Here is a 6,427-nt window from a genome sequence, read left to right on the forward strand (position 1 = left end):
CTGATATGAAAAATTTTATAGTAATAATATTGGTGTTGTTTCTTTCTGTAAGTTGTAAAAAAGAGCTGGTAAAGCAGCCTGCAAAGCTTATCGGGAAAGATAAAATGATTGATATTATGTATGATTTGTCTATCCTTGAAGCGATGAAATACCAGCACCCGGTTTCGGCAGATTCAGTTGAAACCAGTCCTACTGCCTTTATTTTGAAAAAATATAAAGTGGATAGTGTGCAATTTTCACAAAACAACCGTTATTACGCCGCCGATTATGAGAATTATAAAAGTATTTTCGACGAAGTAGGAAAGCGTTTGGCTGTCAACCAAAGAGCTACAGATTCAATTGTGAAAATTGAAGAAAAGAAAGCAGCAAAAGAAAAGAAGAAACCTATAGTTAAAGATACGATCAAAAACAAGCTGAGTAAGACGAGCTTGGATTCTATCCGAAAAACAACACGATTAAAGAGATAGTTAAAGTCTCGAAACATCTTTTATGTACGCATGTACATCCTGAAAAACCGTTCCTCCCAGAGCGGTTTTTATTTTTTCATTAGAATATAAATTACTAGAATAGGAAGCCTTTGCAGTTGCTTTTGTCAGGCGTCTTTTCTGAAAAAATAAGGTCGAAAAAATTCCGTCGACAACCCAAAGGAAATTCATGAATAAAGGTGTGGCATGAACGGTTGGTCTTTTTACTTTTAAAGCGTCGGCAATAGTATCCAGGATGTCTTTAAAAACAATATTGTCGGCAATTAAAGTAAAGCGTTCGTTTTTAATGTCACTTTTCATTAAGGTGTCAGCTATTTTTATGACATCCGTTATGGTAACAAAACCGGTACTTCCAAGAGTGTAAAAAGAAAGGCCGTTTGCAACTTTGGCATAAAGCTCTGCGCTTCCTTGTATGTGGGTTTTGTTTTTTGGAATTGGCCCTAAAATAACACCCGGATTTAAGATGATTACATCTAAACCTTCTTGTAAACCACGCCAGACTTCCATTTCGGCTCCGTATTTAGAAATCGCGTAATCACTATGAGGCTTTTCGGGATTCCAGTCTGTTTCTTCAGTGATATAAGTTTCATGAGCTGCTAAATCACCTAAAGCAGCGATAGAGCTGATAAAACAAAACTTTTTTATGTTTTTGGCAATAGAAAAATTAACCATATTGGCAGTTCCTTCGATATTGGTTTTTCGAAGTAACTCTTCGTCTTTTGGATCAAATGAAATTAAAGCAGCGCAATGGTAAACGTAATCAATACCTGAGAACGCAGTTTCTAAAGAGGGAACATCCAGAATATCGGATTCAAGCCATTCTATTTTTTCAAACAGATCCACTTTTTTGTACAACTCAAAAACCGATTTGGTTTTTTGAATGTTATTTTGAGTTCTGTAAATAGCCCGAACGTTTTCTCCATTCTCAATCAGATGAAGTAATAAATGTGCGCCAACTAAACCTGTACCTCCTGTTATTAATACCATTTCGTAAAGATAGTACTTTGGTCTAAAGTTGCAAAAAAGGGACAGGTTTAAAGGCGCAAGTTTTTATTCAATTTTGTTTTTTTAGAAAATCGTATACCCTAGTATAAAATCTAATGATCTGTAAGCTCCGCTATAAGAGGTGTATCCGCTAAGGATCTCTTTGCGGCCATTTACCCTAATTTCTGCACTCACTTTGTTCTTGAAATTGTAACCAAGTCCGGTTAGAAAATTACCACTTGTGGAGCTGTCTAAGTTGGTTGGTTTGCTTGTAAGTTTGAATTTACCACTTACATCAATGGCATAACCGGCATTAATAAATATTTTAGATTTGCTGTTTAGGAAAAAATAATAACGTACTCCAAAGGGAACCTGTATGGCTGTGTATTTAACCTCTGAAGGAAATTCGACTCTCATACCATCATTCATGTAATTTATAACTCCGGTTTCGCTCTTGTTTTCGTACTGTTGAAAGGTTGGGTTTATAAAAAGACTCCATTTGTTTTTGTTGAAAGGGAGTATAAGTTCGCCTTCCAATCCTATTTTAAAAGTTACTTTCTGAGAGTAGTCTACGCTATTATATCCATCCCTATTGATGCCATCAATTGAAATAGAAGAAAAACCAATGCCTGGAGTTACTTTTAAAAGGTAAATACTTTTATTTACTGAGGTAATTGTTTTTTCGATTTCGTCAGATGAGATATTATTGTATTTCAGGAAATATTTCATCAAAGCCTCTTTTTTATAAGGCAGGTTCTTAACATCATTTTCAGTTGTGTTTTTGGTTTTGACATTGTTGAATAATTGCTGTCTGAAGTAATTGTTTTCAACTGTTGTGCGGGAGTTATTCAGTTCAGCAATGTATTCTTTACGTACAAGTTGTTCTACGGATCTTTCTTTTGTTTCATAAAAGAACCTTGTAATGTCATTATTGGTATAGTAATATAAAGAAGCGTCTCCTGTAACAAGGACTTTTAAGAAAACGAGCTGTTCTTTCCAAATGGGATTTTTATCGGTGGAAAAACTTTCTAATACGTCACTTGAAAGGTCAATGTTAACTTTTGCTCTTTTGTATGTAGTGCTGTTTCCAATTCCAAACTCTTGAACATTCGTAATGGTTTCTGTTTTCGTTTCGGTGTCTTCGTTAGTTGTTTTGTACTTAAAATCTGTTGGGTTGTAGTTCCAGTCTATGTTTTTGATATAACATTCAGTTCGGATTCCATTATTGGTAATGAAATATCCTTTTTCAAAAGAGATCTGGGCGTTCGTAAAGGAGTAGGAGAGTAAGATTGCAAGAAGCAAAAGTTTTTTCATAAAGGTAATTTTTGGTTGGTTATTAATGGATTAGTTGAGGTAAAAATAGGTAAAAAGTAATGAATGAAAAGTAAAAAATTATAATTGGAGTTTTTTTTTTTGAACAGCTAAAGTTCTAAGTATGGTTCTCTTTGTAGTTAAGAATTTGGATGTTGAAATTGTTTTTTAGCATTGATATTGAAACTGCTTTTTGTCATTGCCATTACCATTGATTATATTTGCACAAATTATTTAAAAAATGAAGAATCTAGTTGAAGAATTAAAGTGGCGCGGGTTATATCATGATAGCATGCCAGGAACGGAAGAACAATTGCTAAAAGAGGTAACTGCTGCTTATATAGGTTTTGACCCAACAGCAGATTCGCTGCACATTGGCAGCATGGTTCAGATTATTTTATTGGTTCACTTAAAGAATTTTGGACATCAGCCTATCGCTTTGGTGGGAGGTGCAACCGGTATGATTGGTGACCCATCGGGGAAATCTGATGAAAGAAATCTGTTGAATGAAGAAACTTTAGCTAAGAACGTTGCCGGTATCAAAAGTGTTTTGTCACGTTTTCTTGACTTTAATTCAAAAGAAGCAAATGCTCCTGTTATGGTAAACAACTATGACTGGATGAAAGAATTCTCATTTATTGATTTTGCACGTGAAGTTGGAAAACGTATCACGGTAAATTATATGATGGCGAAGGATTCTGTTAAAAAGAGATTTGCCGGAGACGGTGTAGGAATGTCTTTTACAGAGTTTACCTATCAGTTAATTCAGGGTTACGATTTTTATCATTTATATAAAAATAACAATTGCGTGCTTCAAATGGGAGGTTCGGACCAATGGGGAAATATCACCACCGGAACGGAATTGGTACGCAGAATGGGAGGAGAAAGTGCAAAAGCTTTTGCATTGACAACGCCATTGATTACAAAAGCAGACGGATCTAAATTTGGAAAATCTGAAGGTGGAAATGTTTGGTTGGATACTGATAAAACCTCAGTGTATAAATTTTACCAGTTTTGGGTGAATTCAACTGACGTAGATGCAGAAAAATACATCAAAATTTTTACATTTTTAGATAAAGAAACGATTGATGCTTTAATCGAAGAGCACAGAACTGCTCCGCATTTAAGAGTTTTACAAAAGAAACTGGCAGAAGAAATTACCATTTTCGTTCACTCTGAAGAAGAATTGGAAAAAGCAATTCAGGCGTCGAATATTTTGTTTGGAAATTCTACAGCCGAAGATTTGAAAAAACTGGATGAAGCTACTTTTTTAGAAGTTTTTGACGGTGTTCCTCAGGCTGAAATCGCAAAAGCTGATTTAGAAAATGGTTTGGAGATTATTACAGTTTTAAACGAAAAAACAGGTTTCTTTAAATCAAACGGAGAAGCGAGACGTGCCTTAACCGCAAATTCGATCTCGGTGAACAGAGAAAAAATAAAAGAAGATTTTGTGTTAACTGCAAATGACCTAATCAACAATCAGTTTGTGTTATTACAAAGCGGAAAGAAGAATTATTTTGTGATTCGAGTGGTTTAGTTTTTAAACTAACGAAAAGATAAGTTAAAAGCATCCTGTATCAGGATGCTTTTTGTATGAATGGGCTTTTTTATTTTTTGTAGATCTTTCGTGTTGTATCATTAGATTTAATGATATAGAAATCATTTTTTAAGGATTGCACTAATTCGTTTTCTTCTTGTTTTGAGTGTACTTCTTTCGTTAAGATTTTTTCTCCTTGGAAATTATAGACTGTTATAGTATAGTTTTCTGGTATATCGTCAGTTTCTAATTTTGTTGCTATCGATTTTTTTCCAGAAGGATTATAGAAGGTTACAGGTATAACTGTTACGTTGTTATTTTCATTTGATTCGGTATTTGTTTTAGAATCGTCAACAACCATAAGAATGTTCCAGTTATTGTTAAATACAGTACTAATATTGCCAAAATCTGAGGGGAAGATAGTCCCGCCTGGTACTACAAGCAATTCTCCTGCGTTAATGGCATTTACGGTTATAGCACTTCCGTTTGATTTTAAATCTGATGTATCGAGTGTCGTATCGGAGGACAGGTAGAATCTTATATTTGTTGCTGTTGATGCTGCATTTCCTATGTTTTTGATAGATATGAGTGATGGCCTAATTGACCCGGATTGATTGTCGACTCTATGCCTTTTTTTTAATTCACTTAAAGTAGAAGTGCAATCAAAACAATCACTATAAACTAGTGTATTATTTGAATCGATAATTAAATCAGGTTTTCCTATCGGAGTTGGTGTTGGTGTTGGCGTTGGGGTCGGAGTTGGCGTTGTAGGGGCTGTTCCTTCTTTTATAGTTATTCTGTATGTTGATGAGGCGATGTTATTATATTCGTTGAAATCTTCACTGTTTGTAGTTACAGCGGTTAAATAGTACTTACCGGCAATAGCATTGTAGGGAATGCTGTAGACCATTGGGAAGTTATGGGATGTTTTTGGATCTGAAGGTGCAGGTGCATCTGTAGGATTCTGACCAACAGCATATAGTTTAATGTCGTTGCCACTGAGAAAGTTTCTTGATGTCGTGAGGTATAATGTATATACAGTAGTCGCGTTTTGAATTTTTGTGCCAATATTTCGTACTCCGAAATAAGCAATTTTGTTGCTTGTTCCACGGTAATAATTACCATCGTCCTGATATGGAGTAACATGTACAGCTTGCAGATCGGGTTTTTGACAATTGAATAAAACAAGGGAAAATTGAGAATTGCTATCTGTTGAATCTACTTCGTAATCTGCATCTCCGCTTTCTACACTAGCTCCATCAATTAAATAAAAATTAGGGCCTTTTCCAAAATCCATAAAACAAATGTCACCAGAAGATAACGGTTTTTCTATTTTAATATTTACCATTTCTCTGGTACTATTAACTGTTAACTTTGAGCAAAAGTTATTTTGAGCTTCTTGTAATGTTGATCCTAATAAAATTGGTCTTATATACTTTTTAGACAATGAAGAGCATAAGTCAGTAATTGGAGCGCCAAAATCAGGTGGGGTGTCAACTTCATCTCCCATGTCAGCACCAGAATCTCCTGCATAAGTAACTTTGTAATACCTTGTGCCGAAGTTGCCGTAGTTTAGGCCTAAATCTGCTTTGTAAATTTTACCAACTTCCAATTTAAAATTTTGTCTTAAATTTACTTCTCTAATTCCTACGGGAGGATAATGCTGGGTGCATTCAACAGCAATAGCCCATTCTATAGTAGTGCCTAAATCTTGGAGTTCGTGGTATCTATAATTTGGATTCTGTGACCTGCTTGTAAAGCTAAAAAGGATAAAAACTAATAGGGTAATTTTTTTCATAATTTAATATTTAAAAAGTTACAGTGAAAGTAATTTTTAAATATTTGTGTAGTATTTTTTCTACATTAACAATAGGTTATTAAATTAGGTATTTTTTTACATTGAACTTAATGATAAAATAGCAGTAGTATTATGGCAAATTTTGTTTACAAAACCATCAAATTGCAGCCACGAATATCAGAATCATCAAAACGTCCCAATACTTCAAAAGAGTTGTTGGGATTTTTTTTAATCGATTTTTTCACGATTAAACGATTAACCAAATTAACGGTTCAACATTTACAAAACCATTAGGTTACAGCCACGAATATC

General features: G+C 34.4%; 5 protein-coding genes. 2 read left to right on the forward strand and 3 right to left on the reverse strand.

The genetic code is table 11. From position 1 onward, the window contains the following. Positions 1-5 precede the first annotated feature (5 nt). Positions 6-467: a DUF4296 domain-containing protein gene (locus JO950_RS14080; RefSeq protein WP_202703230.1), complete on the forward strand. Its 462-nt coding sequence runs from the start codon at positions 6-8 to the stop codon at positions 465-467. On the opposite strand, the gene JO950_RS14085 is transcribed toward JO950_RS14080, so the two are convergent. Together JO950_RS14085 and JO950_RS14090 are read right to left on the reverse strand one after the other, a co-directional pair. Further along, positions 468-1,472 (reverse strand): NAD-dependent epimerase/dehydratase family protein, encoded by a 1,005-nt coding sequence (locus tag JO950_RS14085; RefSeq protein ID WP_202703231.1) that lies wholly within the window; start codon positions 1,470-1,472, stop codon positions 468-470. It lies immediately after the preceding gene. Positions 1,473-1,553: 81 nt separating this feature from the next. Continuing rightward, positions 1,554-2,783 carry a hypothetical protein gene (locus JO950_RS14090; protein WP_202703232.1) on the reverse strand — a complete coding sequence of 410 codons (1,230 nt, stop codon included), beginning with the start codon at positions 2,781-2,783 and terminating at the stop codon, positions 1,554-1,556. 238 nt (positions 2,784-3,021) lie between these two features. Here JO950_RS14090 and tyrS point away from each other — a divergent pair, with 238 nt between their 5' ends. Next, positions 3,022-4,317, forward strand: coding sequence for a tyrosine--tRNA ligase (gene tyrS, locus JO950_RS14095; RefSeq protein WP_017496213.1), 1,296 nt, complete (start codon positions 3,022-3,024; stop codon positions 4,315-4,317). Between the two features lie 70 nt (positions 4,318-4,387). On the opposite strand, the gene JO950_RS14100 is transcribed toward tyrS, so the two are convergent. Beyond that, positions 4,388-6,115, reverse strand: coding sequence for a CARDB domain-containing protein (locus JO950_RS14100; RefSeq protein ID WP_202703233.1), 1,728 nt, complete (start codon positions 6,113-6,115; stop codon positions 4,388-4,390). Positions 6,116-6,427 lie beyond the last annotated feature (312 nt).

Source organism: Flavobacterium sp. UGB4466, from assembly GCF_903469665.1.
GTDB lineage: Bacteria > Bacteroidota > Bacteroidia > Flavobacteriales > Flavobacteriaceae > Flavobacterium > Flavobacterium lipolyticum.